At 71.5% G+C, this 26,812-nt stretch carries 21 protein-coding genes; 14 read left to right on the top strand and 7 right to left on the bottom strand.

Translation table 11 applies throughout. The features are described 5' to 3' along the window. Nucleotides 1-213: 213 nt before the first annotated feature. On the bottom strand, nt 214-1,278 hold the full coding sequence (locus tag ACFFNX_RS03290) for a fatty acid desaturase family protein (protein WP_378194829.1): 1,065 nt from the start codon (nt 1,276-1,278) through the stop codon (nt 214-216). A gap of 326 nt (nt 1,279-1,604) precedes the next feature. Here ACFFNX_RS03290 and ACFFNX_RS03285 point away from each other — a divergent pair, with 326 nt between their 5' ends. The 4 genes from ACFFNX_RS03285 to ACFFNX_RS03270 all read left to right on the top strand — a co-directional run bounded on the left by ACFFNX_RS03285 (nt 1,605) and on the right by ACFFNX_RS03270 (nt 4,386). Beyond that, complete coding sequence (locus ACFFNX_RS03285) at nt 1,605-1,808, top strand: cold-shock protein (RefSeq protein WP_378194826.1); 204 nt, start codon at nt 1,605-1,607, stop codon at nt 1,806-1,808. Nucleotides 1,809-2,070: 262 nt separating this feature from the next. Continuing rightward, nucleotides 2,071-2,892, top strand: coding sequence for an SAM-dependent methyltransferase (locus tag ACFFNX_RS03280; RefSeq protein WP_378194823.1), 822 nt, complete (start codon nt 2,071-2,073; stop codon nt 2,890-2,892). A 190-nt stretch (nt 2,893-3,082) separates the two neighbouring features. Then, a complete protein-coding gene (locus ACFFNX_RS03275) occupies nt 3,083-3,298 on the top strand; it encodes a hypothetical protein (protein WP_378194820.1) in 216 nt (71 codons plus the stop codon). Between the two features lie 107 nt (nt 3,299-3,405). Continuing rightward, entirely contained in the window at nt 3,406-4,386 is a 981-nt protein-coding gene (locus tag ACFFNX_RS03270) for a DUF5954 family protein (RefSeq protein ID WP_378194817.1), read from the top strand. A 62-nt stretch (nt 4,387-4,448) separates the two neighbouring features. Here the strand turns inward: ACFFNX_RS03270 and ACFFNX_RS03265 are convergent, their stop codons facing one another. Next, the gene (locus ACFFNX_RS03265; protein WP_378194813.1) at nt 4,449-4,880 is read right to left on the bottom strand and encodes a VOC family protein; all 432 of its coding nucleotides are present in this window, start codon (nt 4,878-4,880) and stop codon (nt 4,449-4,451) included. A 64-nt stretch (nt 4,881-4,944) separates the two neighbouring features. Here ACFFNX_RS03265 and ACFFNX_RS03260 point away from each other — a divergent pair, with 64 nt between their 5' ends. Further along, nucleotides 4,945-5,946 (top strand): helix-turn-helix transcriptional regulator, encoded by a 1,002-nt coding sequence (locus ACFFNX_RS03260; RefSeq protein WP_378194809.1) that lies wholly within the window; start codon nt 4,945-4,947, stop codon nt 5,944-5,946. 94 nt (nt 5,947-6,040) lie between these two features. Beyond that, nucleotides 6,041-11,488 (top strand): AAA family ATPase, encoded by a 5,448-nt coding sequence (locus ACFFNX_RS03255; protein ID WP_378194806.1) that lies wholly within the window; start codon nt 6,041-6,043, stop codon nt 11,486-11,488. On the opposite strand, the gene ACFFNX_RS03250 is transcribed toward ACFFNX_RS03255, so the two are convergent. After that, complete coding sequence (locus ACFFNX_RS03250; protein WP_378194803.1) at nt 11,485-12,069, bottom strand: TetR/AcrR family transcriptional regulator; 585 nt, start codon at nt 12,067-12,069, stop codon at nt 11,485-11,487. The genes ACFFNX_RS03255 and ACFFNX_RS03250 overlap by 4 nt on opposite strands. 100 nt (nt 12,070-12,169) lie before the next feature. Here ACFFNX_RS03250 and ACFFNX_RS03245 point away from each other — a divergent pair, with 100 nt between their 5' ends. Further along, nucleotides 12,170-13,093 carry an NmrA family NAD(P)-binding protein gene (locus ACFFNX_RS03245; protein ID WP_378194800.1) on the top strand — a complete coding sequence of 308 codons (924 nt, stop codon included), beginning with the start codon at nt 12,170-12,172 and terminating at the stop codon, nt 13,091-13,093. A 124-nt stretch (nt 13,094-13,217) separates the two neighbouring features. Here ACFFNX_RS03245 and ACFFNX_RS03240 read toward each other — a convergent pair whose 3' ends face one another. After that, nucleotides 13,218-14,126, bottom strand: coding sequence for an NAD-dependent epimerase/dehydratase family protein (locus tag ACFFNX_RS03240; protein ID WP_378194797.1), 909 nt, complete (start codon nt 14,124-14,126; stop codon nt 13,218-13,220). Between the two features lie 84 nt (nt 14,127-14,210). Continuing rightward, nucleotides 14,211-15,725, bottom strand: a complete 1,515-nt coding sequence (locus ACFFNX_RS03235) for an MFS transporter (RefSeq protein ID WP_378194794.1) — start codon at nt 15,723-15,725, stop codon at nt 14,211-14,213. A gap of 75 nt (nt 15,726-15,800) precedes the next feature. Here ACFFNX_RS03235 and ACFFNX_RS03230 point away from each other — a divergent pair, with 75 nt between their 5' ends. Then, nucleotides 15,801-16,697, top strand: coding sequence for a LysR family transcriptional regulator (locus ACFFNX_RS03230; RefSeq protein WP_378194791.1), 897 nt, complete (start codon nt 15,801-15,803; stop codon nt 16,695-16,697). Nucleotides 16,698-16,707: 10 nt separating this feature from the next. Here the strand turns inward: ACFFNX_RS03230 and ACFFNX_RS03225 are convergent, their stop codons facing one another. Then, complete coding sequence (locus ACFFNX_RS03225) at nt 16,708-17,127, bottom strand: RidA family protein (protein WP_378194788.1); 420 nt, start codon at nt 17,125-17,127, stop codon at nt 16,708-16,710. 116 nt (nt 17,128-17,243) lie between these two features. Here ACFFNX_RS03225 and ACFFNX_RS03220 point away from each other — a divergent pair, with 116 nt between their 5' ends. The 6 genes from ACFFNX_RS03220 to ACFFNX_RS03195 all read left to right on the top strand — a co-directional run bounded on the left by ACFFNX_RS03220 (nt 17,244) and on the right by ACFFNX_RS03195 (nt 24,437). After that, nucleotides 17,244-17,726, top strand: coding sequence for a cupin domain-containing protein (locus tag ACFFNX_RS03220; protein ID WP_378194785.1), 483 nt, complete (start codon nt 17,244-17,246; stop codon nt 17,724-17,726). Further along, on the top strand, nt 17,723-18,628 hold the full coding sequence (locus ACFFNX_RS03215; protein ID WP_378194782.1) for an acyl-CoA thioesterase: 906 nt from the start codon (nt 17,723-17,725) through the stop codon (nt 18,626-18,628). The genes ACFFNX_RS03220 and ACFFNX_RS03215 overlap by 4 nt, the downstream gene beginning before the upstream one ends. Before the next feature lie 38 nt (nt 18,629-18,666). After that, on the top strand, nt 18,667-20,328 hold the full coding sequence (locus ACFFNX_RS03210; protein WP_378194779.1) for an AMP-binding protein: 1,662 nt from the start codon (nt 18,667-18,669) through the stop codon (nt 20,326-20,328). An 11-nt stretch (nt 20,329-20,339) separates the two neighbouring features. After that, the gene (locus ACFFNX_RS03205; protein ID WP_378194776.1) at nt 20,340-22,721 is read left to right on the top strand and encodes a bifunctional salicylyl-CoA 5-hydroxylase/oxidoreductase; all 2,382 of its coding nucleotides are present in this window, start codon (nt 20,340-20,342) and stop codon (nt 22,719-22,721) included. Nucleotides 22,722-22,774: 53 nt separating this feature from the next. Beyond that, nucleotides 22,775-23,638, top strand: coding sequence for a PaaX family transcriptional regulator (locus tag ACFFNX_RS03200; protein WP_378194773.1), 864 nt, complete (start codon nt 22,775-22,777; stop codon nt 23,636-23,638). A gap of 121 nt (nt 23,639-23,759) precedes the next feature. Beyond that, the gene (locus ACFFNX_RS03195; RefSeq protein ID WP_378194770.1) at nt 23,760-24,437 is read left to right on the top strand and encodes a DUF4189 domain-containing protein; all 678 of its coding nucleotides are present in this window, start codon (nt 23,760-23,762) and stop codon (nt 24,435-24,437) included. A 45-nt stretch (nt 24,438-24,482) separates the two neighbouring features. On the opposite strand, the gene ACFFNX_RS03190 is transcribed toward ACFFNX_RS03195, so the two are convergent. Further along, nucleotides 24,483-26,812: DUF4132 domain-containing protein (locus tag ACFFNX_RS03190; RefSeq protein WP_378194767.1), on the bottom strand; the 2,330-nt coding region annotated here is incomplete at its 5' end.

The raw sequence follows: 26,812 nt of genomic DNA, 5'->3' as shown, positions 1-26,812 counted from the left end.
CTGGACGGTCATCGCATCAACGCGCTGCGGCGTCACGGTTGCCAACCCGCTGGCCTGCTCTGATGAGGCCGAAGTAGTGAGATGTCGGGGCCGGCGCCGGCTTGTTGGTGAGCGCGCGGAAAATCCTCGACTGCCATCGACCCTACCCCAACGGAGGCGACCCTGTCCTCACGAACCGGCCGCGAAGCCCCCGGGGGTACGGCCCGGACCCAGTCATCCGGTGTCCGTCACGCGGCGCAAGGGCGCGCCGACCGCGTGCAGGTGGCGGAGGACCTGGCCGTAGGAGCCGAGGACGCTGCTCTCGTGGTACGTCAGGCCATGGTGTCCGCAGTGGGCGCGGACGAGCTCCTGGGCCCGGCGGAGGCTGGGCCTGGGCATGCTGGGGAACAGATGGTGTTCGATCTGGTAGTTCAGCCCGCCCAGCACGAAGTCGACGAACCGGCTGCCGCGGATGTTCCGCGAGGTGAGGACCTGGCGACGCAGGTAGTCCAGCTTGTCCGTCTCGCGTACGGTCGGCATGCCCTTGTGGTTCGGCGCGAACGCGCATCCCATGTAGAAACCGAACACGCACTGGTGGACGACGAAGAAGACCAGCGCCTGCACCGGGGTCAGCACGACCAGGAGCGCGGTGAGGTAGCCGGCCAGGTGGGTCCCCAGCAACAGCGCTTCCACCGGCTTGGACCTGTTCCTGCCCATGTCGTCGCCGAACAGGGCCCGCACACTCGCGACGTGCAGGTTGACGCCTTCGAACAGGAGCATCGGAAAGAACAGGTACGCCTGGTGGCGCGCCAGCGCCCGGGCCGCCCACCGGCGGCGGGCCCGCACGTGATCCGAGGTGAAGGCGATCGCGCCGTTCGTGACGTCCGGGTCCCGGAACTCGTGGTTGGGGTTGGCGTGATGGCGGTTGTGCTTGGTCACCCACCAGCCATAGCTCAGCCCGATCAGCAGGTTCCCGTGGAGCAGCCCGAGCAGGTCGTTGACCCGCCTGGAGCCGGCGATCTGGCGATGACCGGCGTCGTGCCCGACGAACGCGATCTGGGTGAAGACGATGCCGAGGAACGCGGCGACGAACATCTGCCACCACGAGCGCCCCAGGAGCACGAACACCGCACCGGCGAGCCCGAGGGCCGCCAGGTTGGCCGCGATCTTAACCGCGTAGTAACCGGGCCGGCGTTCCAGCATCCCGGCGTTCTTGACCTGCCTGGCCAGGACCGCGTAGTCGCTGCCACGGGCGGCGCTCTCCTCGTCACCGGCCGATCGCAGAGCGTTGGACGTCATCGACTCTCCTTCGGAAAGCAGGTGCGGACCACAGCGCCAACGCGCACAACGGGGCACCGCATCTCTGAGTTCCCCACCTGGGAGCCGCCTGAAGCGCCGAAGGCCGGTCCAGCGAGTACGCCTACTCCGTGTGATAACGTGCCTGCTAGTTGCAGTTGTGGTTCCCTAGACCTTGGTGCGCCTGCAGGCTCTGACCTCCAGGCGCATTTTCGTTTTTCCGGACCTTTCCGAATCGGGTCCGAATCGGGTCCGGGTCGGGGTCATCGCAGCGACGGGAGCCCGTAAGGCGCGCGCTCCGTCATCACCCCAGAAAGAAGAAGAAGATCATGAGCACTGGCACCGTGAAGTGGTTCAACGCGACTAAGGGCTTCGGCTTCATCGAGCCCGACGAGGGCGGCGCCGACGTTTTCGCCCACCAGTCGAACATCATGACCCAGGGCTACCGCGAGCTCCACGAGGGGCAGAAGGTCACGTTCGACATCACGCAGGGCCAGAAGGGCCCGCAGGCGGAGAACATCGTTCCCTCCTGACTTCTGGTCGCGAGCGCCGGTCCGTACCCCTGGGGGCGCGGACCCGGTGCCCCGCGCCGTGTCCAGGCCCGCATGGGCGCCTGGACGAGCACATGGTCCCCGGCTCAGCCGTTAGCCCCGGGCCCGCGGGGCTTCGGCTCCCGGACACGAGTAGCATGCGCGACACGGCGGGGTTGTCGGCTATGGAGATGAGTGGGTTCTGGTGGCGGAAGTCGATCCCGGATCCGGGCAGTCGCCGATGTGGCCGGATCGAGGCGGAGACGTGCGCCGGCCCTCACTCGACCTGCGAACCGATGTTCCGCACGCGGCTCGCCTGTACGACTACTTCCTGGGCGGCAAGGACAACTTCGCCGCCGACCGGGAGGCCGCCGCCAGGGTGTTGGAGATCTTTCCCGGCATGGCCGTCGGCGCCCAGGCCAACCGCCGCTTCCTGGGGCGCGCGGTGCGGTTCGCGGCGGATCTGGGCATCCGCCAATATCTGGACATCGGTACGGGCATCCCGGCGGCCGGCAACACTCACGAGGTCGCCCAGTCGGTGGCCGCCGACTCCCGTGTCGTCTACGTGGACAACGACCCGATCGTGCTGACGCACGCGCGTGCCCTGCTCCGGGGCACCGCCGAGGGTCGCACCGCCTACCTGGACGCCGACTTCCGCGACCACCGGCGGATCCTCTCCGCGCCCGAGACGGCCGACCTCATCGACTTCGACCGGCCGGTGGCCCTGCTCACCGTCGCACTGCTGCACTTCATCCCCGACGAGGACCGGCCGGGGGAGATCCTCGAACGCTACAAGGCGGCTTTGGCGCCCGGCAGCGTGATGATCCTGTCGCACGCCACCGCCGACCTGGTGGACGACCCGGAGGCGTCCCGGGCCGTGGTGGGCAGCTACACCGGCGCCGGGGTGAGCCTGACCGTCCGTTCCCGGGAGCGGGTCGAGGAGTTCTTCGCCGGGTGGGACCTGGTCGAGCCGGGCATCGTCCCGGTCTCGGAGTGGCGCCCGGACGGGAATCTCCACGACGCCGCCCTGACGCCCGCCCAGGCAGGCGCCTTCGCGGGCGTGGCGGTCAAGCGGGCCGGGCACTGACCGCCCGGGCCCGGCGAGTTCGATGGCGGTGGCGCTGCCTCCCGGGCGCGTCCCGCGAGCCCTGATCGGACGGTGTTCCGCCAGGTCGCCGGTGGGAGAAGCCGCCGCCGCGCGTCGGTGTCCTCGGCGACGATCCGGCACGGTGGCGGTGAGGACGGCCGCCTTGTAGTCCGGATGGCTTGTAGTCCGGATGGACGGTGGCCTCCTCGTCGGCGAGGAGACGGGTGCCGAACTGCGCACCGCCCGCGCCGAGGGCAGCGTCGCGGCCGGTCCCGCACCGTCCGCGATGCCGCCGGAGGCAACGGGCGGGCGTGTCCGGTACGGCCGTCACCACGGCACGCACCAGCACCTGCGCTGGTCACCATGGCCGGCGGCGGACCTCCCGCCTCGGCGCCGACCACGATGAGCCCGTCGACGCCCGAGCCGACGGCCTTGCGGGCCACGGGCATCGCCGGGCCCGGCAAAATCGCGGGAACCAGTGCGTGATCGGGTGGTTGCGGACAGTATGGGGCCATGGCCTTCTCTCTGATGCCCGGGTACGACCACATCAACGTGGTCGCCGATCTCGATCCGGTCGTGGCGATGCGCGACAAGGACCTCGGCGAGCGGATGCGGACGTACCCCCGGTTCATCACCGGAGGCGGGCCCGACTTCGGGTTCGCGATTCAGTCCGGGACCACCTGGCGCATCGGCTCCGTCGGCGGAGACGATCCGTACGGGGCCCGGATCGGCTTAGCCAGCCACCTGCGCATCGAGTCGAGAGAGCGCGAGACCGACCCGGAGGTCCGGCGCGCGATGATGGCGGCGGCCGGCAAGCTCGACCCCGAGTCCGGCGAGCAGCTCGCCAAGGACGAGTGGGAGATCGGGAGCAGTCGCTACCGGCTCATCCGGGTCGAGAAGTTCATCCTCCTCGGCGACCGGGTGATGGAGCCGCCCAGGCCCACCGACGTCGACCCGCCCTCCTCCGACGCCGCTCTCCTGCAGGGCCACCCCATCGAGCCGCTCGCGCCGGCCGGGGTGTGGGAGGCGCGAATGAGGTTGAACCTGGTCGCCTGGGTCCCTCCGCTCCCCGAGCCGGTGCCGGAGATGGTGGTGGCCGAGGCGCGGTATGCGATCCGCACCCACCCCGGAGTGATTCTTCTGCCGCCCGAGTTCAACGTGGTGGAGTTCGAGGGCGACAGCATCCGCAGGATCACCGGTGCGGACGGCCCCGACCGGGCCCGCACCAACCTGGCCTTCCACTTCGTCGAGGCGCTGCCCCGGCTCCGTGAGTGGGATGGCGATCCCGCCACACCCGGCGAACTCGCCGAGTGGAAGAAGGCCGCCGAGCAGGTCGAGGCCTCACCCGGACCCGTGTTCGAGGTGCTGGGGCGGCGCTATTGCATCGTCCGCGTCTCGCGCATGATGCGGCTCGGCCGGGACGGTCCCGAAGGCCCACGCCCGTCGGACCAGGATCGCTACGGATGGCCCCGGAACCCCCAGCCCCAGCCCTGACGCGGAGCGGCCGGACGCGGTACGGGAGAGTTCCCCGCGGCCGTACCGCGTCCCGGGCCGCCCTACCGCTCGTATCGCCTGAGAGCGTCCGGGGTGACCGGCGTGAAGAAGTTGACCAGGTTGCCGTCCGGGTCCCTGAACAGCAGCGATCGGTTTCCCCAGGGCTGTGTCGTGGGCTCGTTCACGAAATCGACGTCGAACCGCCTGAGCTGCTCGTACTCGCGGTCGACGTCCTCGACGCGGAACTCGATGATCACGCTCTGGTTGGCCGCCGGCCGGGGCGCGTGCGCGCCGAGCCCCCGCACCGTCCGGGAACTCGCGAAGGCGATCGTGCCGGCGGGGGTGATGATCTCGGCGAAGTCGTCCGTGAACCGCTTCGCCGTCCGGCCCGTGGCCTTCTCGTAGAACTCGACGATCCGGTGGAGGTCGTCGGTGATGACGCGGATCGAAGCGAAGTTCATGGTGGCGTGCTCCCGTGGGTTCTGAGTGGTCATGCGGCCAGACGGTAGGCCGAATACTGGACAGAAACCGTCCACTATTCGCGAGAGACTTGCCGATATGAGTCGTCCTACCGCTCGGGTGCTCGCACTCCTCGAGATCCTCCAGGCGGGCGGTGTCCACACTGTCGCGAGCCTCGCCGAGCGGCTGAGCGTGGACGCGCGCACGGTCCGGCGCTACATCGACCATCTGGTCGACCTCGACGTGCCCGTCGAGTCGGTGCGCGGCCGGTACGGGGGCTACCGGCTCGCGCCCGGATACCGGATGCCTCCGCTGATGCTGACCGATGACGAGGCACTGGCCGCGCTGCTCGGCCTGATGACCGTACGGCGGACCGGGCTCACCACGACGTCGGCCGTGGCCGCGGACACCGCCACCGCCAAGCTCCGCCGGGTGCTGCCCCGACCGCTCGGCCGGCGGTTGGCCGCGCTGCTCGCGACGACGCGGTTCACCGCGCCGGCCGATGACGCCGTCACCGGCCCGGGCGGACGTGTCCTGCTGACTCTCGCCGAAGCCGCCTGGGACCGGAACCCGGTCGAGATGCGATACAACGCCCGCGGCGAGCGGCGCAGCCGACGGACCGTTCACCCGTACGGCCTCGTCGCCCACTCCGGCCGGTGGTACGTCGCCGGCGCGGATTCGATCAGCGGAGAGGTGCGGACGTTCCGGGTCGATCGGATCGAACACCTGCGGGTGCTGTCCGGCACCTTCGATCAGCCCGAGGGCTTCGACGCCGCGGCTCACGTGCTGACCGGTCTCGCGCGGACTCCGTGGGCGCATGAGGTCACGCTCCGCGTTCAGGCGACTCTCGATCGCATCCGGTCGCGCTTTCCTGAGGGGCTCGCGATCGTCGAGGAGATTCCGCCGACGGGGGACGAGCCGGCTCGGGACGAGGGCTGGTTCCGCGTGCGGCTCCGCGCCGAGCGGCTGGAGTGGATCCCGCCCCTGCTCGCCGCGCTGGACCGCCCGTTCGTGATCGAACAGCCGAGTGAACTGCGCGGGCTCGTGGACGATCTGGCGCGGCGCCTCGCCGGGTACGCGGCCGCCGCACCGGGCCGATGACCCGCCGGCCGGGGGCATCGGAGTGGGCTCATCAACGTCTCAACTAGGTGTAGACAGGATATTAAACCGGGTCTGACCAGCGGGGAGGTGTCAGATGGGGGCGGACGGGGTGTTGTCGGGCCGGGCCCCGCCCGATGGGGCGGAGATCCTCCATGAGAGCGAACGGACGCGTGTCACGCGTCTCTTCTTCGCCGGGCTCGCCGTTGTGCGCAAGGAGCCCCTGGGACCGGACGCCCAGCGGCGGCTGTGGCACGAGCGGGCGATCCTCGAACGGCTGCGCGGCGCCGCAGGGGTCCCCCGGTTGCTGGAGGCGCCGCGATACCCGGGGGCGATCGTCTCGGCGGACGTCGGCGGTGTGTGCCTGGCCGGCCTGGCGAAGCCGGTGGCGGTCGATGACCTGATCGAGCTGGCGGTGAAGCTGGCCCGGGCGGTGGCGGAGGTGCATCGGCGGGGTGTGGTGCACCGGGACATCACGCCGGCGAACATCGTCATCTCCCGCGAGGGTGACCCGTGCCTCGTGGACTTCGCCCTGGCGTCGTCGTTCGCCGAGATCCGTCCCGAGTTCACGCACCACACCGAGATCCTGGGGACGCTGGAGTACCTGGCGCCGGAGCTGACCGGGCGTACCGGCCGGCCGGTGGACCAGCGCGCCGACCTGTACGCGCTGGGTGCGACGTTGTACGAACTGGCGACGGGTGAGCCGCCGTTCGGTTCCGGCGACCCGCTGCGGCTCACGCATGATCATTTGGCTCGTGTGCCGGTGCCGCCCGTGGCGGTGAACCGGGCCGTGCCCATCCCGTTGTCCGAGATCATCATGCATCTGCTGGAGAAGGAACCGGACAACCGGTACCAGGCGGCGGAAGGCGTGGTCTACGACCTGGAGCGGTTGCGGGAGGCGGGCCCGGCTTCGGCGGCCGCGCTGCGGGTCGGCGAGCATGACTTCCCGCTGCGGCTGCTTCCGCCGTCCAGGCTGGTGGGCCGTGACGCCGACGTGGCGGCGCTGGAGGCGGCGTTCGAGGAGGCGCTGACGGGCCGGTGCTCCGCGGTGTTCGTCGGAGGGGCGCCGGGAGTGGGCAAGACGGCGCTGGTCGATGAGCTGCGGCCGGTGGTCACGGGCCGCGACGGCTGGTTCGTGACGGGCAAGTTCGACCAGTATCGGCGGGACCTGGAGTTCGACGCGGTCGAGCAGGCGTTCCGCGCGTTGGGCCGGCTGCTGCTGGCCGAGCCGGAGGACGAGCTGGCCGAGGTCCGCCGGCGGATACTGCGGGCGGTCGGACCGAACGCGGGCCTGCTGACCGCCGTGGTGCCGGAGTTCGCGGCGCTGCTGGGGAAGCCGCCCGAGCCGGGAGATCCGCTGACCGCCCAAGTGCGGGCGCAGCGGATGGCGGTGGACGTTCTGCGCGTGGTCGCCTCACGGAAACGGCCGGTGGCGGTGTTCATCGACGACCTGCAGTGGGCGGGGCGAACGCCACTCGGCTTCGTCGACATGATGCTGGGCGAGACACCTGTCGACGGCCTGCTGCTGGTGGGCGCGTACCGGGAAGGCGATGTGGCCCACTCGCTGGCGGCGCCGCTGTCCCGATGGCGTGAACAGTCCGACGTACGGCACCTGAGGCTGGTCAACCTGCCGAGGTCCGGCGTGATCGCCATGGTCGCGGAGATGCTGCACGTGGACCCGGCCGTGTCGGCGGACCTGGCGGAGGCGATCAGTCCGTACACGTCCGGCAATCCGTACGAGACGGTGGAGCTGCTCAACACGCTGCGACGCGGCGGCGCGTTGACGGCGACGGCCGCCGGATGGCGGTGGGACGTGGATGCCGTGCGTGCTCAGCTGGGCCGGACCGAGGTGACCGGGCTGCTGGCGGCCCGGGTCGAGGACCTGCCGACACGGTCGCGGCAGGTGGTGGAGGCGATGGCGTGTCTGGGCGGGCGCGCCGAGCTGACCGTGCTGCGGACCGTCATCGCCGCACCGGCGGGTGTGGTGGAGAAGGCGCTGGCGCCCGCCCTCGACGATGGCCTTCTGACGCCGGAGCCCGGAACACGCCAGGCGGTGCGGTTTCGTCACGACCGGATCCGGGAGGTGGTCCTGGAGGGGCTGGATCCGCGCCGGCGGCGCGCTCTCCAGCTGACCATGGCGCGTCGGCTCGCGGAGGTGCCGGGATGGTTCGCGGTCGCGGCGGGACAGTACATGCCGGTGGTCGACGCGGTCGACGACCCCGCGGAGCGACGCGAGGTGGTGGAACTGCTGCGGCGCGCCGCCGGCCAGGCGATCCTGATCGGGGACTACGCGCTGATGAACGCGCTGCTGACGGCGGCGCTGCGGCTGATCGACCCGCGCCGGACGGCAACGCTGATCCAGGTGTACACCGGCCGTCATCTCGCGCTGTACAGCATGGGGCGCCTGGACGAGGCGGACGAGGACTACCGCACGATCGAGGCGCTGTGCACCACTGCCCTGGAACGCATCGATGCGACGTGCGTCCAGGTGAGAAGCCTGACCCATCGGAACTGCCTGGCCGAGGCGCTCGACCTGGGCATGCGGACGCTCCGTGAGCTCGGCATCGCCGTCCCGGCCGCGGACCGCTTCTCCGCCGGGCTCGACAGCCAGTTCGGCCATCTGTACCGGTGGCTGGACCACACCGAGGGCGGCGCCGGGTCCGCCTGGCGGGACATCACCGATCCCCGGCTGCTCGCCGTGACCTGTGTGATCAACGCGCTTCTGCCGGCGAGCTACTTCGTCGCCGACCAGGACATGCTCGCGTGGATGAGCCTGGAGGCGCTGCGAATCTGGCTGGCGAACGGCTCGGCCCGTACGCTCCTCGGCCCGGCGATCCACGTCGGCTTCTCGGCCGTGGGGCTGCGCGGTGACTACGCCGCCGCGTACCAGGTCGCACGGCGGATCCTGGCGCTGGGCGAGGCCCGCGGCCACGAGCCCGACACGTCACAGGCGCGCTTCCTGTTCGCCTTCCTGAGCTGTTGGTTCGAGCCGATCGAAAACGGCGTCCAGGCGGTCCGGCAGGCCCGTGAGGGGCTGATCGCCGGGGGCGACCTGGCCAACGCCGGATACACCTACGTGCCGGCCCTGCAACACCTGCTGGATTGCGCGCCCTCGCTGGACACCTGCGTCCTCGAACTGGAGGCGGGGCTGGCCTTCATGCGGCGTACCGGGAGCGAGCAGATCGCTCAGGGACTCGACAGCTATCGGTGGCTGGTGGGCGTGCTGCGCGGCGGAAGCCCCGAGGTGGCCGGTGAGGCGACGCCGGACCGGTACGCCGGCAACCTGGTGGCGCTCTTCCAGGCGCACGTCAACCGCGCGATCGCCGCCGCGATCTTCGATGATCTGGCCGATCTGACGCGGCACACCGCGGCGGCGATGCCTCTGCTGCTCCCGGGCGAGTATGCGGCCGCCGTGGCCCGCATGCTGCGCGGCCTGGCCCTTGCCGGGCAGGCGCGTCACAGCCACGGTGACGAGCGCGGCGGTCTGCTGTCGGAGCTGGATGAGGTGACGCGGTGGCTGGCCGCCCGCGCCGTGGACGCTCCGGCGAACTTCCTGCACCTGCTGCGGTTGGTCGAGGCCGAGCGTGCCTGGGCGGCCGGGGATTTCCGCACCGCGGCCGTCGCCTTCGACGCCGCCCGGCGCGAGGTCGCCAAGCATCGGCGCCCGTGGCATCAGGCCCTGATCACCGAACGTGCGGCCCGCTTCTGCCTCGCGCACGGTGTCGAACACGCCGGCTACGAGCTTCTCCTGCAAGCGCACCGGCAATACCTCGAATGGGGCGCCACCGCGAAGGTCGCCCAGCTCGACTGGGCGTACCCGCGTCTGCGGCCGCGGCGCGAAACGACCGCCGGGCCCGGCGGGGACCGCCCCGGTGACGCCCTCCGTCAGCCGACCACCGTCACGACCGGAACCGTCGACCTGCTCGGCATCCTGTCCGCGTCGCAGGCGCTGAGCTCGGAGACCAGCGTCGAATGGCTGCACGCTCGCGTGGTCCGAGTGCTCAGCGCGATGACCGGCGCCACCGCCGTCCACCTCCCGCTGTGGAGCGACGAGCGGCAGGACTGGCTCCTGCCCGTGCCGGGGAGTGGCGGCGCCGCCCTCATCAGCGGAAAGGGCAACGAACGAGCGGTCCCGATGTCCGTGCTGCGCTACGCCCAGCGCACGGGTGAGCCACTGATCGTGGACGACGCCACCCGCGACGACCGTTTCACCCGCGACCCCTACTTCTCCGACGTGGCGTTCTGCTCGCTCCTCGCCATGCCCATCCTCAGCCGTGGCACGCTGCACGCGGTTCTGCTGCTGGAGAACCGCCTCATCCGCAGCGCCTTCACCATCGAACGGCTCGACGCCGTCAGGCTCATCGCCGGCCAACTCGCCGTCTCCCTCGACAACGCCCACCTGTACGCCGAGTTCCGCCGGATCGCCGACGAGCAGGCGGCCCTGCGGCGGGTGGCGACGCTGGTCGCCCGCGGGGTGGCGCCGGAGTCCATGTTCACGGCGGTGGCCGAAGAGATCGCCACGCTCATGGGCGCCGACGACACGGCGATCGTACGGTTCGAGCCGGACGGGGAGGCGACGGTGATGGGCGGCCACGGGTTCTGGGCCTCTCGATCGGGTTCGCGCGGCAAGCTCGACCCCCGCGCGGCCATGACGTCGGTCCGGGCGACGGGCCGTGCCGCCCGGCACGACCTGGACGACCTGACGTGGGCGGGCAGGCCCACCACCGGAGGACCGCGTCACGAGGTCGCCGGCCCGATCGTGGTGGAGGGCCGGGTCTGGGGCGCGATCGGCGTCGGGTCCCGGCGAGAGGCGCTGCCCCAGGACACCGAGCAACGGCTGGCCGACTTCACCGAACTCGTCGCGACCGCCATCGCCAACGCCGCGAGCCGGAACGAACTCACCAACTCGCGCATGCGGATCGTCGCCGCGGCCGACCAGGCACGCCGCCGGATCGAGCGCGACCTGCACGACGGCGCCCAGCAGCGGCTGGTCTCCCTGGCGCTGCGGGTGCGGGCGGCGCAGGCGGCGGCGCCGCCGGAACTCGACGCGTTCGTCGCCGAACTCGACGCGCTCGCCACCGAGGCGACCGACGCGCTCGACCAGTTGCGCGAGATCTCACGCGGCATCCACCCCGCGATCCTGGCCAAGGGCGACCTCGGTGCGGCGCTGCGCGCGCTCGCCCGCCGCTCACCGGTTCCGGTCGAACTCGACGTGCGGACGGAGGGACGGCTGCCCGAGCACGTCGATGTCAGCGTGTACTACCTCGTCGCCGAGGCGCTGACCAACGCGGCCAAGTACGCACGCGCCTCCCTCGTCACGGTCACCGTCGAGGCCGACACCGCGAACGCCGTCCTTCGCGTCGCGGTCCGCGACGACGGCGTCGGCGGCGCCGACTACGTCCGCGGCACCGGTCTGGTCGGACTCAAGGACCGTGTGGAGGCACTGGGCGGCCGCATCCAGCTCGACAGCCCCCGCGGCGCGGGGACCGACCTACGCGCGGAGTTCCCGCTGACGACCCCGAACAGCGACGTCACCTCGCCCTAACCGGGTGCCTTCGCGCGGCTCTGCGGGCTCAGGCCCGCCACGGCCAGCCGGAACACCCGGTCCGCCGCGGCGGCGGGGTCCGGGTGGTGCTCCGTGGCGAGGACGATGCCGACGATCAGTGTGATCAGGTCGGTCATGGTGACGCCTGAGGCCACCACGCCGTCGTGCACGGCGCGGCGCAGCAGGAGGTCCCCCGCCTCCTCCAGCGTCGCCGAGCAGGTGTTCTCGTGCACCGGGTCGGGCGCGACCCCGTCGTAGAGCAGTGCGGCTGCCAGCCCCCGGGCGGAGACGCAGTAGGCGACGACGTCACTCAGCCATTCCAGCAGCGTGCTGCGGCTGTCGCCCTGGCCGGTCAGCTCCTGGGCGCGGGCGCGCAGAGCCTCGATCCGTTTCCGGGACACCGCCTCCAACAGTGCGCGGCGGGTGGGGAAGTGCCGGCGCACGGTCGCCGAGCCGACCCCCGTGATGCGGGCGATCCGTTCCAGGGAGGCGTCGGCGCCGTGGGCGGCGATCTCGTCCTCGGCCACGGCGAGGATGCGCCCGTAGTTGCGCCGGGCATCCGCGCGCTGGCGGTCGGGCATGGCGTCACCTCCAGGGTTGATAAGTGGCGGGCCCCGCCATATCGTAGCGCGGAGTAAACGGCGGGCCCCGCCGTTTAGTTCGGGACACCCGAGGAGCACCATGTCCACAGAATCCGCACCCGTCCTGGTCACCGGCGCCACCGGCAGGCAGGGCGGGGCCACCGCCCGCGCCCTACGCGCGGCGGGCGTTCCCGTACGCGCCCTGGTACGCGACCCGGACACGGCCGCGGCCAGGGCCGTCGAGGCACTCGGCGCCGAACTGGTCACCGGCGATCTCCACGACCGCGACTCCGTGGTCCGGGCCGCAGAGGGCACCCGTGCCGTCTTCTCCGTGCAGATGCCCGCGATGAGCGGGGACGCCGTCGACTTCGACGGGGAGGTGACCCAGGGCGTCAACCTCGTCGAGGGCGCGAAGGCCGCCGGAGTGCCGCAGTTCGTGCACACGTCCGTCAGCGGAGCCGGCCGGCACAGCGAGGCTCCCGGCTGGGCCGAGGGACGCTGGGCTTCGATGGAGGCCACCCTGGGCGCCAAGAGCACGATTCAGGACCGGGTCCGCGAGGCCGGTTTCCCGCACTGGACGCTCCTCAAGCCGGGCTTCTTCATGGAGAACTTCCTCCCGTCCATGGCGTTCTTGTTCCCGCGCGGCGTCGAGGGCGGTCTGGTGAGCGTCGTGAGACCCGAGACCCGGCTGTCCCTGGCCGCGGTGGACGACATCGGCGGGGCGGCCGCCGCGGCCATCGCCGCGCCGGAGCGGTTCGACGGGGTCGAGTTGGAGCTGGCGAGCGACTACCTGTCGATGACGGAGATCGCCGAGATTCTCTCCCGCGTCCTGGGCACGCGGCTGCCCGCGCCGGACATGACCGAGGAGGAGGCCTTCGCCGCTGGAATGCCCGGGATGGGCGCCTCGCATGAGTGGCTGAACGCGGTCGGCCAGCCGGCCCGTCCGGAGTACGCGAGGAGCCTCGGCCTCTCGCTCACCGGCTTCGAGGAGTGGGCGCGCAAGTACATGCGGGCCACGGCCTGACCCGGTTCGCGGCGGACCGGACGGTGCCGTCGACGGGCAACCTCCCCGGCGAAGGTCCGGCCGTACGCCGTGGCACCCGCCCGGTTCACGTCACCGCTGCGACGTGAACCGGATCGCCGGTCGGTCAGCGGTGGTAGCAGCCGCCGTCGAGGTCCTCGATCAAGGTGGGGCCGCCGGGTGCCCAGCCGAGCAGGGCGCGGGTGGCGTCGCTGCTCGCGGCCATATCTGCTCCGTAGAACCTGGTCAGCCAGCCGAAGTGCTCGCCGGCCCGGTCGGCGGGGACGGAGACGACGGGCAGGCCGAGCCCGCGCCCGACGGCCTCGGCGATGTCGCGGGTCGGGACGCCGGTCTCGGCGGTGGCGTGCAGGACGGTGCCGGCCGGGACCTTCTCGTCGAGGGCGAGCCGCACGACGCGTCCGGCGTCGCCGCGGTGGATCGCCGCCCAGCGGTTGGTCCCGTCCTCGATGTAGCCCGAGACCCCCTTGGCGCGAGCCGTCGCCACCAACCCGGCCATGAATCCATGGTCGCCGTCGCCGTCGCCGTCGCCGTGCACGGTGGGGGCGAACCTCGTGACGACCGTGCCGACGCCGAGTTCCGCGAATTCGAGCGCGAGGTTCTCGCTGCCGCCGCGCAGGGAGTCGATGCCGTGGAACGGGGACCGGTCCTGCTCGGTGGCCGCGCGGCCGGAGGCGAGGGAGGCCAGGCCGGAGGCGAGAACGAACGGCCGGTGAGAGCCCGAGAGCTCGTCGCCGATGGCCTGTACGGCGCCCCGCTCGGCCTGGTTGGTCACGACCGGGTTGGCGAAGTCGTGCTTGTTGGCGAGGTGGACGACGGCCTCGGCGCCGGCGGCCCCGGCGCGGATGCCGTCGAGGTCGTCGAGGTCGCCGCGCCGCACCCGGGCGCCCTTGGCCTTGAGCGCGGCGGCGGAGGCGTCCGAGCGGGCGAGGCCGGTGACCTCGTGCCCGGCGTCGAGCAACTGGTCGACGACGGCCGAGCCGATCCAGCCGGTCGCTCCGGTGACGAATACGTGCACGTCGATACTCCTTCATGGGGGTCCGTGACGGTCTGCCGCGGACTGGTCCTGGCGACGACCCGAGCGGGCCGCCGGAGGTATGGGTCACTCGGGCCGGGCGCGTCGGGACAGCAGGGACTGCAGCACGACGAGCCCGCCGAGGACGAGCACGGCGACGCCGATCGCCCGCAGCCCGGAGTCCGCGCCCGAGACGAACGCCGTGACGACGTCGTGGGCGCGGCCGGGCGTGGTCGCCGCGAGAGCCTGGGCCACGGTGTGCGGATGGCGGTCGGCGCGGATGTCCGGAGGAAGCGCGGAGACGAACCGCGCGGTGAGCACCGTGCCGATGACGGCGACGCCGAGCGCGCTGCCGAACTCGCGGGTGGTGGCCTGCAACCCGGCCCCGACCCCGGCCTGGGCCGGCGGCAGCGAACCGGCGATGGAGCCCGAAAGCGTCGGCAGCGCCAGCGTCACACCCACTCCGGTCACGATGAGCCACGCGGCATATCCGGCGTACGGCGTCCGCGCGCCGCTCGCGGACAGCCCGAGCAGCCCGCAGCCGACGAACACGAACGCGAGGGCGATGGTGGCATCGAGGCCGATGCGCCGTGACAGGCGTCCGACATGCCGTGCGCCGAGGATGATCGGGACGGTCAGCGGGATGATCCCAAGACCCGTCCGCAGAACGCCGAACCCCTTGCCGTACTGCAGGAACGACGCGTTGACGTAGAACAGCGCGAACATGCCGAAGAAGATCGCCGTCATGCCGAGGCAGGCGCTGCGCAGGCCCGCGACGCGGAACAGCCGGGGATCGAGGAGCGGGTGCCGGACTTTCAACTCGACGAGCGTCCACACCGCGAACAGCACGGCGGAGCAGACGAATCCGGCGACGACGACCGTGCTGCCCCAGCCCGCCTCCGGGCCCTGGACGATGCCGAGCAGCAGCGCGACCGACGCGCCGACGAGCAACACCGCGCCGAGCGGGTCGAGGCGGCGGTCATGGCGCGGCGACACCGGGGCGACACGTCCGGTGAGCGCGGCGAGGACCAGCGAGATCGGCACGGCGGCGGCGAACAGCCAACGCCATGATCCGCTCGACAGGATCGCCCCGCCGCCGACGTTGCCGGCGACTCCGCCGATGCCCGTCATCGAGGCCCAGGTCGCGATCGTCGCGCCCTTGCGTTCGGCGGGCACGGCGTGCAGGAGGACGGCGAGCGTGTTGGGCAACACGGCGGCGGCGCCGACACCCGTGATCGCCCGGCTGAGGAGAAGAAGGGGCACGTTCGATGCGGCCGCCGACACCAGCGCGCCCACCGCGAAGAGCACCAGGCCGGCGAGCAGGACACCCTTGCGCCCGAAGCGGTCGCCCGCGGCCCCGCCGGGGATCACCAGGCAGGCAAAGAAGATCACGTAGGTGTCGACGATCCAGACCAGCGCCGACGCGGACGGGTGCAGCGCGCTCGCGGCGAGCATGGGGACGGCGAGGTTGATCGCGGCGACCATCCCGACGACGAGTACGACGCAGGCGCACATGAGCGCCACCAGGCCGCGCCGTGCGGCCGGCCGCGATGGTCGCCGCGGCGTCGGAGCGTGATCGCGAATCAGGACTTTCTGTGGCATGACGACGACGTTAGGAACGCCGGTGCCCTTCGCGCCACGCAACTTTCGCAACAGGTGATTGCGTAGCATGCAACCATGCCCGAGCACCTCGACCTCAACCTGCTACGCGTGTTCGACGCGCTCCTTCAGGACGGCAGCGTCACGGCGGCGGCCGAGCGTCTTCACCTGTCCATCCCGGCGACCAGCCGGGCGCTGGGCCGGCTGCGGCGGGCGATGGACGACCCGATCCTGGTGCGTGCCGGTCGGGGGATGGCCCCGACACCGTTCGCGCTGCGCACCGCCCCGCGGGTGCGGTCACTGCTCGATGAGGCGTCGGCCCTGATCAGCGCCGACCGCGAGGTCACGGTCGCCGAGCTCAAGCGCACGTTCACGATCCGCATCAACGACGGCGTGGCCGCGACCCTGGCGACGGCGGCGGTCGAGGCCACGGCCGCGGCCGCGCCGGGCGTGACGCTGCGCTTCGTCGCGGAGGGCAGCGAGAGCATCGAGGCCCTCCGCGACGGCTCGATCGATCTGGACATCGGTGTCGGTGACGCCACGGCTCCCGACATCCGCACCGCCGTGCTGTACCGCGAACGACTGGTCGGCATCGCCCGCGCCGACAGTCCGCTGGGCCGCCACCGCCGGCCGACGCTGACGCAGCTGTGCCGGCATCCCCACGTCTCGGCCTCCCGCCGGGGGCGTGCTCGCGGACCACTCGACGACGCGCTCGACGCCGAGGGTCTCCAGCGCCACGTCGCCGCAGTCGTGCCCACCTTCGCCGTCGCCGCGCTCCTGGTCGCGTCGAGCCGCTACGTCGGGCTCATCCCGCAGCGCCTCGCCGAGCAGTACGGCCGAGCCCTCGGCGTCCGCTGGTTCCCCATCCCCGCGGCCCTGCCGGAGCTCCAGGTCCGGCTGTTCTGGCACGTACGGCTCGATGCCGACCCGGCGCAGCGCTGGCTGCGCGACACCATTCGCGACGCGCTCCGCTGACCACCCGCCTTCATCCGCCCGGCGTACGGAGCCGGTGTTCGGGGATGACGGCCACCCCGAGAATCTCGATCATCGCCTCGGGCTGCCAGAGGGCGGTGCAGCCGATGCCGGCCATGGCCGGGTACACCGGGCCGGCGAGCTCGCGCCAGACCTGGCCGATCTCCTTCCCGCGGGCCTGGTAGCCGGGGATGTCGGTGAGGTAGAGGGTCACGCTGACCAGGTCTTCCGGCTCGCCTCCCGCCTCGCGCAGCGTGGTCAGCAGGTTGCCGAACGCCTGCCGGAACTGCTCGACGATGCCGCCCGGAACGATCTTCATCTCGGCGTCCAGAGCGGTCTGCCCGCCGAGGTGGAGCGTGTTCCCCACGAGGGTCCCGTGCGAGTAACCGCGAGGGGACGGGAGCGCGGCCGGGTTCACGGCGACGGGAGTCATCGGGCCTCCTGTTCGGCTTGCGAGATCTGTATAGAGATTACTTGACGGTCGTTAAAAACACGAGATACAACGAAATCATGCCCGCCGGACCGGCCACGACCAGAACGGAGCGGATCATGGAGCCTGACCTCAGCAGATATCGGCTTGAGGGCGACAACTCGATGTATCGGCTGCCCAGCGGTCTCGTCGCTCCGGTCGTGACGCGCGGCGGTGGTGAGGACGCCAACGCGGCCGACTCGGGCGGAGCGGTCCGGATCTCGGGGGTCAGCATCCAGCACACTCCGGCCACCAGGCTCTGGTTCGGCAAGGTCAGCAACGAACCCGGCTACCGCTCGGTCACCCACCACCACGGCGAGGCCGAGACCGGCGGCTACGTCCTGTCGGGCCGGGCGCGCATCTACTTCGGCGAGAAGTTCGAGGACTACGTCGACATGGAGGAAGGCGACTGGGTCTTCGTCCCGCCGTTCATGCCGCACATCGAGTGCAACCTCTCGCGCGTCAAGCCGCTGACCTGGATGACCGCCCGGACGCCGGAGAACATCGTGGTCAACCTGTCCGACGTCGCGGACGCGGACCTGCGCGACTGGCTGGACCGATGACGACCGAGACCTTCGCGACCTCGGAGATCTTCACCTCCGCCGTCACGCTGGCGCAGGAGACGCCCGAGCATTTCGACCTGGCGTTCACCGCCGTCACGCAGCCCTGCCCGTGGCCCAAGGCGTACGGCGGAGATCTGGTCGCCCAGGCCGCCGCGGCGGCCATGCGGTCGGTGACCGACGGCAAGACGCTGCACTCGATGCACAGCTACTTCCTGCGGCCCGCCGACATCGGGGCGACGGTGCGGTACGAGGTGGAACTGCTGAGGAACGGCCGCGGTTACAGCACCCGCCAGGTGCGCGGCTACCAGAACGGTAAGCCGATCTACGTGTGCCTGGCCGGCTTCGCGGCGGGGGAGCCGGGCGGTGCCTTCCGGGCCGAGCTCGCCGAGGCCGTCCCCGATCCCGGGGACCTGCCGAGCTCCGCGGCGTATCTGGCGGGGCGCGACGGCGGCTCGATGACCGAGCGATCGAAGGCGTACTGGTCCGGCGGCCGGAGCTTCGACATGCGGCATGTGCCCGGTCCGGTCTACCTCGGGGTCGAGGGGGAGCGGGTGCCGCACCAGGCCGTGTGGGTGAAGCCCTTCGACCCGCTCCGGCCGGTGCGAGGGCTGACCGACGCCCAGCGGGACCAGGTCGCGCTCGCCTACGTCTGCGACTACACGATCCTCGAGCCCGTCCTGCGGGTGCTCGATCTGGCCTGGGCCCAGCCGGAGCTGGTCACCGCCAGTCTCGATCACGCCATCTGGTTCCACCGTCCCGGGCCGGTCGAGGGCTGGCTCCTCTACGCGCAGGAAGCCGTCGCCGCCGAGTCGGGCCGCGGCGTGGGCCTCGGCCGCTTCTTCACCCCCGACCGCCGCCACCTGGCCACGGTCGTCCAGGAGGGCATGATCCGCCTCACCTGATCCGTGACGCCCGTCGGCGGCTACCGGAAGGGACTCCGTTGCTTTCCTCCACCTCAGCGCATCTGGACACTTTCGCGCGCGACCATCTGCCTTCGGCACACCTGTGGCCGACGATCGAGTTCACCACGCCGGACCTGCGCTACCCGGAGCGGCTCAACGCCGCCACCGAACTCATCGACGTCTCCACCGCGACCTTCGGGGCCGACCGCCCGGCACTGCGCACGCCGGGCGGTCGGACCTGGTCCTACGGGGAGCTTCGAACCCGGGCCAACCAGGTCGCCCAGGTGCTGACGGAGGACCTCGGCCTGCTGCCCGGACAGCGCGTCATGCTCCGCTCGCCCAACAACCCGTGGACGGTCGCGGCCTGGCTCGGCGTGCTCAAGGCCGGCGGCGTCGTCGTGACCACCATGGCCGCCCTGCACGCCCGCGAGATCGCCCCGATCGCCGAACGGACACGCCCCTCGATCGCGCTGGTCGACCACCGCTTCGCCGAGGACGCCCACATCGTCCGCGACACCGTACTGCCGTCGCTGAGAGTCATGGAGTACGGCGGCGCCGGTCGCGACGATCTCCTCGCGCACACCGCGACGAAGTCCGGCGAGTTCACCGACGTGGCGACCTCCGCCGACGACGTGGCGCTCCTCGGGCCGACCTCGGGCAGCACCGGCGTCCCGAAGATCACCATGCATTTCCACCGGGACCTGCTGTCCATCGACAACACCTTCGCCCGCCATGTGTTGAAGCCGACCGCGGATGACCTCTTCGCCTGCACGGCGCCCCTCGCCTTCACCTTCGGCCTCGGCATGCTCGCCGTCTTTCCGCTGCGGGCCGGCGCCTGCGTTCTCCTGACCGAGGCCGCGACCCCGCTCCAGCTGGCGGGGCTCGTCGAACGGGAGGGGGTCACCGTCCTGGCCACCGCACCCACCGCGTACCGGGCGATCCTGCGTGCGGGGGAGGAGCATCGGCTCGCCGGGCTGCGGGCCGGGGTGTCGGCCGGCGAACACCTGCCCCGCAGCGTCTGGGAGCGGCTGCGGGACGGCCTGGGCCTGAGGGTCATCGACGGCATCGGCGCAACCGAGATGCTGCACATCTTCATCTCGGCCGCCGGCGACGACATCCGTTCCGGCGCCACCGGAAAGCCGGTGCCGGGCTTTCGCGCCACCATTCTGGGCCCCGACGGCGCCGAACTCGGACCGGGAGAGCCGGGGCGGCTGGGAGTGATCGGCCCGGTCGGCTGCCGCTACCTGGACGACGAGCGCCAGGAGGCGTACGTCGTGAACGGCTGGAACGTCACCGGCGACATCTTCTCCAGGGACGAGGACGGCTACTTCTACTACCACTCCCGCAGCGACAACATGATCGTCTCGTCGGGCTACAACATCGGCGGGCCCGAGGTCGAGACCGCCATCGACACGCACCCCGACGTGCTGGAGTCCGCCGTCATCGGCCGCCCCGACGCCGAGCGGGGCTCGGTCGTCTGCGCCTTCGTCGTTCTCCGCGACGGCGTGACCGGTGACGCGGCCAAGGCGAGAGAGATCCAAGACCACGTCAAGCGACTGCTGGCGCCGTACAAGTACCCACGCGACGTGCGGTTCTGCGACTCCCTGCCCCGCAACGCCAGCGGCAAGCTCCAGCACTTCGCGCTGCGCGGGCTCGTCGAGGCCGAGCAGGCCGCCGAGGCGCCTGCCACCACCCAATGAGAGGAGCTCCCATGAAGGTCGCGATCGCCGGTGGTGGCCCCGGCGGCCTCTACTTCGCCGCCCTCATGAAGCAGCTCGACCCGGCCCACGACATCACCGTCTGGGAGCGCAACGCGCCCGACGACACCTTCGGCTTCGGCGTGGTGTTCTCCGACGAGACTCATCGCGGCATCGAGAACGCCGACCTCGGCTTCGCCGAGGCCATGGCGCGCCGGTGCGCCCGATGGACCGACATCGACATCCACTTCCGCGGAGAGACCCACACCGTCGGCGGCCAGGGCTTCGCCGCGATGGGCCGCCGGGAGCTGCTCGACCTGCTGCGGGAACGCTGCCGCGCGCTCGGGGTCGTCGTTCACTTCTCGACGCCCGCCCCCGACGTCGACGCCCTCCGCGCGTCGCATGACCTGGTGGTCGGGGCCGACGGCGTCAACTCCCCGATCCGGGCGGCCCACGCGGAGGTGTTCCGCCCGGCGCTGGACCGGCGGCTCAGCAAGTACATGTGGCTGGGCACGGACCTGGTCTTCGAGGCGTTCCAGTTCTTCATCAAGGAGACGGAGTGGGGGACCATGCAGGTCCACGGCTATCCCTACTCCGAGACCGGCTCGACCTTCATCGTGGAGATGCACGAGGACGTCTGGCGCCGGGCCGGCTTCGACGCCACCGAGGCAGTCGAGTTCCCGCCGGGCGCCTCCGACGAACGGGCCATCGCGCGAATCGGTGAGATCTTCGGCGAAGAACTCGCGGGCCACCGGCTGTTCGCCAACAACTCCAAGTGGCTCGAGTTCGTCACCGTACGGAACGAGCGGTGGCACCACGGGAACGTGGTCCTCCTCGGCGACGCCGCGCACACCGCGCACTTCTCGATCGGGTCGGGGACGAAGCTGGCGATGGAGGACGGTCTCGCCCTCGCCGCCTGCCTGCACGAGCACCGGGAGGTCGAGCCGGCGCTGGCGGCCTATGAGGCCGAGCGGCGCCCGGTCGTCGAGTCCACCCAGCGCGCCGCCCAGGCCTCGCTGGAGTGGTTCGAGAACATCGGCATGTACGTCCGCCAGGAGCCGACGCAGTTCTGCTTCAACCTGCTCACCCGGTCACGCCGCATCACCTACGACAACCTGCGGACCCGCGACCCGGAGTTCGCCGACCGCGTGGACGGCGCGTTCGCCGCGGCGCAGGGGCTGGAGAGCACCACGCCGGCGATGTTCCAGCCCTTCCGGCTCGGCCGGCTGGAGCTGAAGAACCGGATCATCGTGTCCCCGATGGACATGTACTCCGCCGTGGACGGCGTGCCCGGCGACTTTCACCTCGTCCACCTCGGCGCCAAGGCGATGGGCGGTGCCGGGCTGGTGATGACGGAGATGGTCTGCGTTTCGCCCGAGGCCCGCATCACGCCGGGCTGCACGGGTCTGTGGACCGACGGGCAGCGCGATTCGTGGGCGAGGATCGTGTCGTTCGTCCACGAGCGGAGCACCGCGCGCATCGGCCTCCAGCTCGGCCACTCGGGCCGGAAGGGTTCCACCCGGCTCATGTGGGAGGGGATGGACGACCCGCTGCCGGAGGGCAACTGGGAGGTCGTCGGCCCGTCGCCGATCCCGTACGGCACCGGCTCGGCGGTTCCGCGCGAGGTGACCCGCGCCGACCTGGAGGGGATCGTCGCCGACTTCGTCGCGGCGGCGCGGCGCGGTGCCGAGGCGGGGTTCGACCTGCTCGAGCTCCACTGCGCACACGGCTACCTGCTCTCATCCTTCCTCTCACCGATCGCGAACCGCCGCACCGACGAGTACGGCGGTCCCCTGGAGAACCGGCTCCGGTTCCCGCTTGAGGTGTTCGACGCCGTTCGCGCCGTCTGGCCGGCCGAGCGGCCCATGATCGTGCGCATCTCGGCGACCGACTGGGTGCCGGACGGCAACTCCGAGCACGACGCGGTCGAGATCGCACGCGCCTTCATCGCCCACGGGGCGGACGCGATCGACGTCTCGTCCGGTCAGGTCGCCGAGCAGGAGCGCCCCGCGTTCGGCCGCTCGTACCAGACACCCTTCGCGGACCGGATCCGGCACGAGGTCGCGGCGGCCACCGGCACGGCGGTCATCGCCGTCGGCGCCATCGCGTCCTATGACGACGTCAACTCGATCCTGCTGGCGGGCCGCGCCGACCTGTGCGCCCTCGGGCGCACCCATCTCTACGACCCGCACTGGACGCTGCACGCGGCGGCGGAGCAGGAATACCAGGGTGCCGCGGCGGACTGGCCGGTGCAGTTCGGCGCGGGCAGCCGCAAGCCGCCGACCTCACGCACCGACGCGGTACGGCCGCGTCTCTCCCTGCTGCGGGCCGAGGAGCCCGGGCCGGACGTCCACCTTCGATGGACGCCCTCCCCCAGGTCCGTCCCGGTCTCCTGAGACGTGGCCCACCGCTTCGTGGTCTCGACGCAGCGTGACGTAGGGTGCGGGGCATGACGGCAGAGCTCCAGTCGATCTCCGATTCCGTGAGCGGCCGAAATACCCGCCTCGCTCAGTTCATCATCACGATCTTCGGCCTGTACGCCCGCGCCGAGGGTAACTGGCTGTCGGTCGCGTCCGTGGTGGAGCTGATGGCGGACCTTGGAGTGGAGGGACAGGCCGTACGGTCCTCGATCTCTCGTCTGAAGCGCCGTGGCGTACTCCACAGCGAGCGCCGCGCGGGCGTCGCCGGCTACACCCTCGACGCCCCGACACTGCAGGTGCTCGCCGAGGGTGACGTGCGCATCTTCGAACGCACCCGGGCGTCGGTCGAGGACGGCTGGATCGTGGTCGTGTTCAACGTGCCCGAGGCCGAACGGGAGAAGCGGCACGCGCTGCGGTCGAGCCTGACCCGGCTGGGCTTCGGCACCGCGGCGCCCGGCGTGTGGGTCGCCCCGGGAAACCTGGCGGCGGAGACGCGCCAGACCCTGGAGCGCCGGGGCCTGTCCGCGTACGTGGACATCTTCGCCGGCCACCACTTCGCCTACGGGGACCTGGCCGCGAAGGTCCGCACGTGGTGGGACCTCGTCGAGCTCACCTCGCTCTACGAGGACTTCCTGCGGCGCTATCGCCCCATTCTCGATCGGGCGTCGGCCGAAGGCACGACGGCGCGAGAGGCGTTTCAGATCTACGTACCGATGCTCACCCTGTGGCGGCGGCTGCCCTATCGCGACCCGGGCCTGCCACTGTCGCTGCTGCCCGCCGGATGGAACGGAATGACCGCGGGCGCGTTGTTCGACGAACTGAATGAAGTGTTGCGGCCTTTGGCGCAGGAGCACGCCCTGGCAGTGCTCCACGGAGAGCGTTCCGCCGACTGAGATTCTTCGCCCCCATAGTTGGGAACCAATTCGCCGGAAATGGCGTCCTAGTTCTGCTTCACAGTGATGAGGCAACCGCTACGATTTTCCGGACATTGACGCATCTGGGGAGTGGGTCGCCGTGCAACCCCCGCAGCCGCCGTACGGCGGCCAGCCGCCCTCGTACGGGCCACCGCCTCCGCCGGGACCGCCCGGACCGCCGATGCCGCCCGGACCGCCGGGACCGGGGTGGGGGCCGCCGGGACCGCCCGGGCCGCCACGACGGCCGAACAACAACGCGGCGGTCATCATCATCATCGCGGCCGTGGTGGTGCTGTTCGGCGGTGGCGCCGTCCTGTGGTGGGGCTTCGACATCGGTGCGTCGGGGGTCCGACACGCGGCCGCGGCGCCCACGTTGCCGGACATACCGACGCCGCCCACTTACAGCCCGCCGTCGCTGCCCGACTCGCCGTCCTCCCCGCCCGACTACACTCCGCCGGACACGTACTCACCGCCGGACACCTACTCGCCGCCCCCGGAGCACTGGGGAGCCATCGCCGTGGCGAGCGATGGCAGCGTCGGCAAGTCCTGGGACTACAGCACGTCGTCCGCCGCCGAGAAGCGAGCGTTGAACGAGTGCCCCCGCTCCGGCTGCAAGGTCCTCGTGAGCTTCGTCAACAGCTGCGGCGCCGTCGCGTACAACCCCCACACCAACAGGTACTGGGGCGGTCGTGGCTCCAGCCGGAGCGCCGCGGAGAAGAACGCCATCTCCAACGCGGGCGGTGGCCACTGGATCACCTGGGTCTGCACCACCCGATAGCTCCCCGAGGCCTGTCTCAAAGCCACGCTTTGAGACAGGCTCTCGCTATGACGCGCTGCGGACGAGGTCGTGGACGGCCTCGCTCATCGTGACCGGATCGACCTCGCCGAGGGGCACCGTGTCCTTCGGCGAGTGGGCCGGCGCCGGGCCCGCCCACAGAGCGTTGATCTTCTGGTCCTCGCCCTCGCCGTACATGTAGTGGTAGAGGCCGGGGCTCAGGTCCGCCACGACGTAACGGCCCGCGGGGTCGCGCCGGGCGAGCCACCCGCCCGCGAACTCTCCGTCGGCGTCCACGGACTCCCAGCGTCCCTGGGAATGGCCTCTGGCCTTGCCGTAGGAGAGCACGAGCCCCTCCACCCGGGCGAGCCGGTGCGCGGCGCGCTCGTCGTCCGTGAGCCGGTAGACCGGGCGCCCGAGCTGTGCGAACGGCTGCAGGATCTCGTAGTCGGCGAACAGCTCCGCCCAGGCGTCGAGGTCATCGTCCAGCAGGATCGGGTGGGCGATGCCGACGCGGGCGTCCGGCGCCGGGGTGAACAGGTCGTCGCCGACGTCGGCGTAGGTATCGTCCTCGGCGACGCGGAACGACGCGCCGCCGTCGGTGATCCACACCAGCCGGCGGGCGATGTGCCCCAGCAGCGGGTGGGCGACGAACAGGGCGTGGAAGTCGTCCGGCGTCCAGCTCCGCCGGGTGATCATGGCCAGTTCGAGGCGCTTGATCTCCTGGTCGGCGATGGTCCGCAGGTCCTTCTTGAGGCCGGTGAACAGGGCGTACGCGGCCGGAGCCAGGGCCGGATCGTCCTTGGGGCCGGGCTTGGGCGCGCTCTTGCGGACCTTGCCGTTCTGCGCCACGACCAGCGGCGCGAGCTGCTCGTCGAAGGTCACGGTGAAGCGGCGCGGGCCGTAGTCGAGGACGAGGGTGCCCTGGTCGTCCAGGCCGAAGTCGGGGACGGCACGGTCGGCCAGCTCGTCCGGCGTGATGCCGCGCGCGGCGGCGATCTCGTCGATCTTCTGGACCGCCTTGGCCTTGAGGCCCTTGTACCTGCCCCGGCGGGTCAGCTCGAACAGGTGGGTGAGGGCGACGTCGGAGCCGATGCCGGCGAGGACGTCCAGCGCGGCGGTGGCCCGGCCGGTGCCGCCCTCGCCCGGCCAGATTTTGATCAACGGGCTGAGCCGCCGCACCGTCGTGTCGTCGCCGATCAGGCCGAGCTGCGCCAGCGCCCAGTTGTGCCGGGTGGGCGAGCCGAACGCGTACCAGTGCTGGAACAGCGCCCAGGAGAACTCCGCCAGCGAGTGACGGTCGCAGAACTCGCGGACCTCCGCGACCTCGGGGGCCTTCTTGGCGAGCAGGTGCAGGAGGCACCTGGTCGCGTTCGCGGGCAGGGCGCGGTCGCCGCCACGCGTGAGGATCCGCGGAAGCAGCGCCGGGTCGGCCCAGTCCGCCTTCGCGCTGCGGGCGGGCCGGCCCGCGAGAACGTCCGGGAGGTCGTCGCAGTCGGGGACGGCCGGGCGCGGCAGAAGCGCCTCGACGGACCCGGAGGGCAGCGTCTCGGCCAGGCCGGGCTCGGCGTACAGCAGCCCCCGCAGCAGCCCGGCCGCGCGAAGACCCCGGGTCGTGCCGTTGTCGGCGAGCGGCGCCAGCGCCCGGAGCGCGTGCACCGGGTGCCGTTCGACCGCCTCTCGCAAGGCGGCGGGCCCGCCCTTGTCGCCCAGGTGGTCGAGCAGGATGGAGAAGATCCGCTCGTCGGCGAGCTCCAGGAGCGCCCTCCGTACGATCGGGCGGGTCTCGTCGGCGTTTCTGCCGGGGTATCCGAGCGCCTGGTCGAGCAGCGGGACGGCGTCCGTGCCCAGCCCGTCGAGCAGCGTCCCGAGCACGGCGGGAGTCGGCGGTATCCAGCCGATCCGGCCGACGTGCGCGCCGCTGGACAGCGAGCAGACCACGTGTTCCTGGTCGAGGAGCCCGCTGGAGGGGTGGTTCAGGGACTCGTCCACCCAGGCCGTCTCGGTCGGGACGAGGTAGGCGGCCGTGCGGCGCCTCAGGTCGTCGCCGCGATGGGCCGACAGCCGCGCGACGGCGTCGCGGTAGTCGGCGTCGGGAGCCGCCGCCAGCAGCGCGCGGAGCCGCTTGAGCACGGGGTCCGCGGCGATCCACTGGTTCACGCCGAAGTGCTCCTCGGAGGTCATGCGCCGGATCTCGCCGCGCCATCCACCGTGCCCCGAGCCGGCGTAGGCGACGAGCCGGATGACGCCGTCAGGACCGGGCGTCGCGGTCCGCGGCGCCGGGCCGAGCGCGATGGAGGACGCCTCGGTGACCGCGCAGGCGGCGAAGGCGAGCCCGTGGTCCAGCACCCAGGCGTCCAGGATGGCCGCGCCGTCGG

It is taken from the genome of Actinoallomurus acaciae (genome assembly GCF_042429965.1).
GTDB classification, from domain to species: Bacteria; Actinomycetota; Actinomycetes; order Streptosporangiales; family Streptosporangiaceae; genus Actinoallomurus; species Actinoallomurus acaciae.
This window is presented reverse-complemented; position numbering and strand designations above follow the sequence as displayed.

What these genes read in the sequence shown, in the direction of transcription:
- ACFFNX_RS03290 (WP_378194829.1), bottom strand. Translation starts at nt 1,278, where the DNA reads ATGACGTCCAACGCTCTGCGATCGGCCGGTGACGAGGAGAGCGCCGCC.
- ACFFNX_RS03285 (WP_378194826.1), top strand. Translation starts at nt 1,605, where the DNA reads ATGAGCACTGGCACCGTGAAGTGGTTCAACGCGACTAAGGGCTTCGGC.
- ACFFNX_RS03275 (WP_378194820.1), top strand. Translation starts at nt 3,083, where the DNA reads ATGGACGGTGGCCTCCTCGTCGGCGAGGAGACGGGTGCCGAACTGCGC.
- ACFFNX_RS03270 (WP_378194817.1), top strand. Translation starts at nt 3,406, where the DNA reads ATGGCCTTCTCTCTGATGCCCGGGTACGACCACATCAACGTGGTCGCC.
- ACFFNX_RS03265 (WP_378194813.1), bottom strand. Translation starts at nt 4,880, where the DNA reads ATGACCACTCAGAACCCACGGGAGCACGCCACCATGAACTTCGCTTCG.
- ACFFNX_RS03260 (WP_378194809.1), top strand. Translation starts at nt 4,945, where the DNA reads ATGAGTCGTCCTACCGCTCGGGTGCTCGCACTCCTCGAGATCCTCCAG.
- ACFFNX_RS03255 (WP_378194806.1), top strand. Translation starts at nt 6,041, where the DNA reads ATGGGGGCGGACGGGGTGTTGTCGGGCCGGGCCCCGCCCGATGGGGCG.
- ACFFNX_RS03250 (WP_378194803.1), bottom strand. Translation starts at nt 12,069, where the DNA reads ATGCCCGACCGCCAGCGCGCGGATGCCCGGCGCAACTACGGGCGCATC.
- ACFFNX_RS03245 (WP_378194800.1), top strand. Translation starts at nt 12,170, where the DNA reads ATGTCCACAGAATCCGCACCCGTCCTGGTCACCGGCGCCACCGGCAGG.
- ACFFNX_RS03235 (WP_378194794.1), bottom strand. Translation starts at nt 15,725, where the DNA reads ATGCCACAGAAAGTCCTGATTCGCGATCACGCTCCGACGCCGCGGCGA.
- ACFFNX_RS03230 (WP_378194791.1), top strand. Translation starts at nt 15,801, where the DNA reads ATGCCCGAGCACCTCGACCTCAACCTGCTACGCGTGTTCGACGCGCTC.
- ACFFNX_RS03225 (WP_378194788.1), bottom strand. Translation starts at nt 17,127, where the DNA reads ATGACTCCCGTCGCCGTGAACCCGGCCGCGCTCCCGTCCCCTCGCGGT.
- ACFFNX_RS03220 (WP_378194785.1), top strand. Translation starts at nt 17,244, where the DNA reads ATGGAGCCTGACCTCAGCAGATATCGGCTTGAGGGCGACAACTCGATG.
- ACFFNX_RS03215 (WP_378194782.1), top strand. Translation starts at nt 17,723, where the DNA reads ATGACGACCGAGACCTTCGCGACCTCGGAGATCTTCACCTCCGCCGTC.
- ACFFNX_RS03205 (WP_378194776.1), top strand. Translation starts at nt 20,340, where the DNA reads ATGAAGGTCGCGATCGCCGGTGGTGGCCCCGGCGGCCTCTACTTCGCC.
- ACFFNX_RS03200 (WP_378194773.1), top strand. Translation starts at nt 22,775, where the DNA reads ATGACGGCAGAGCTCCAGTCGATCTCCGATTCCGTGAGCGGCCGAAAT.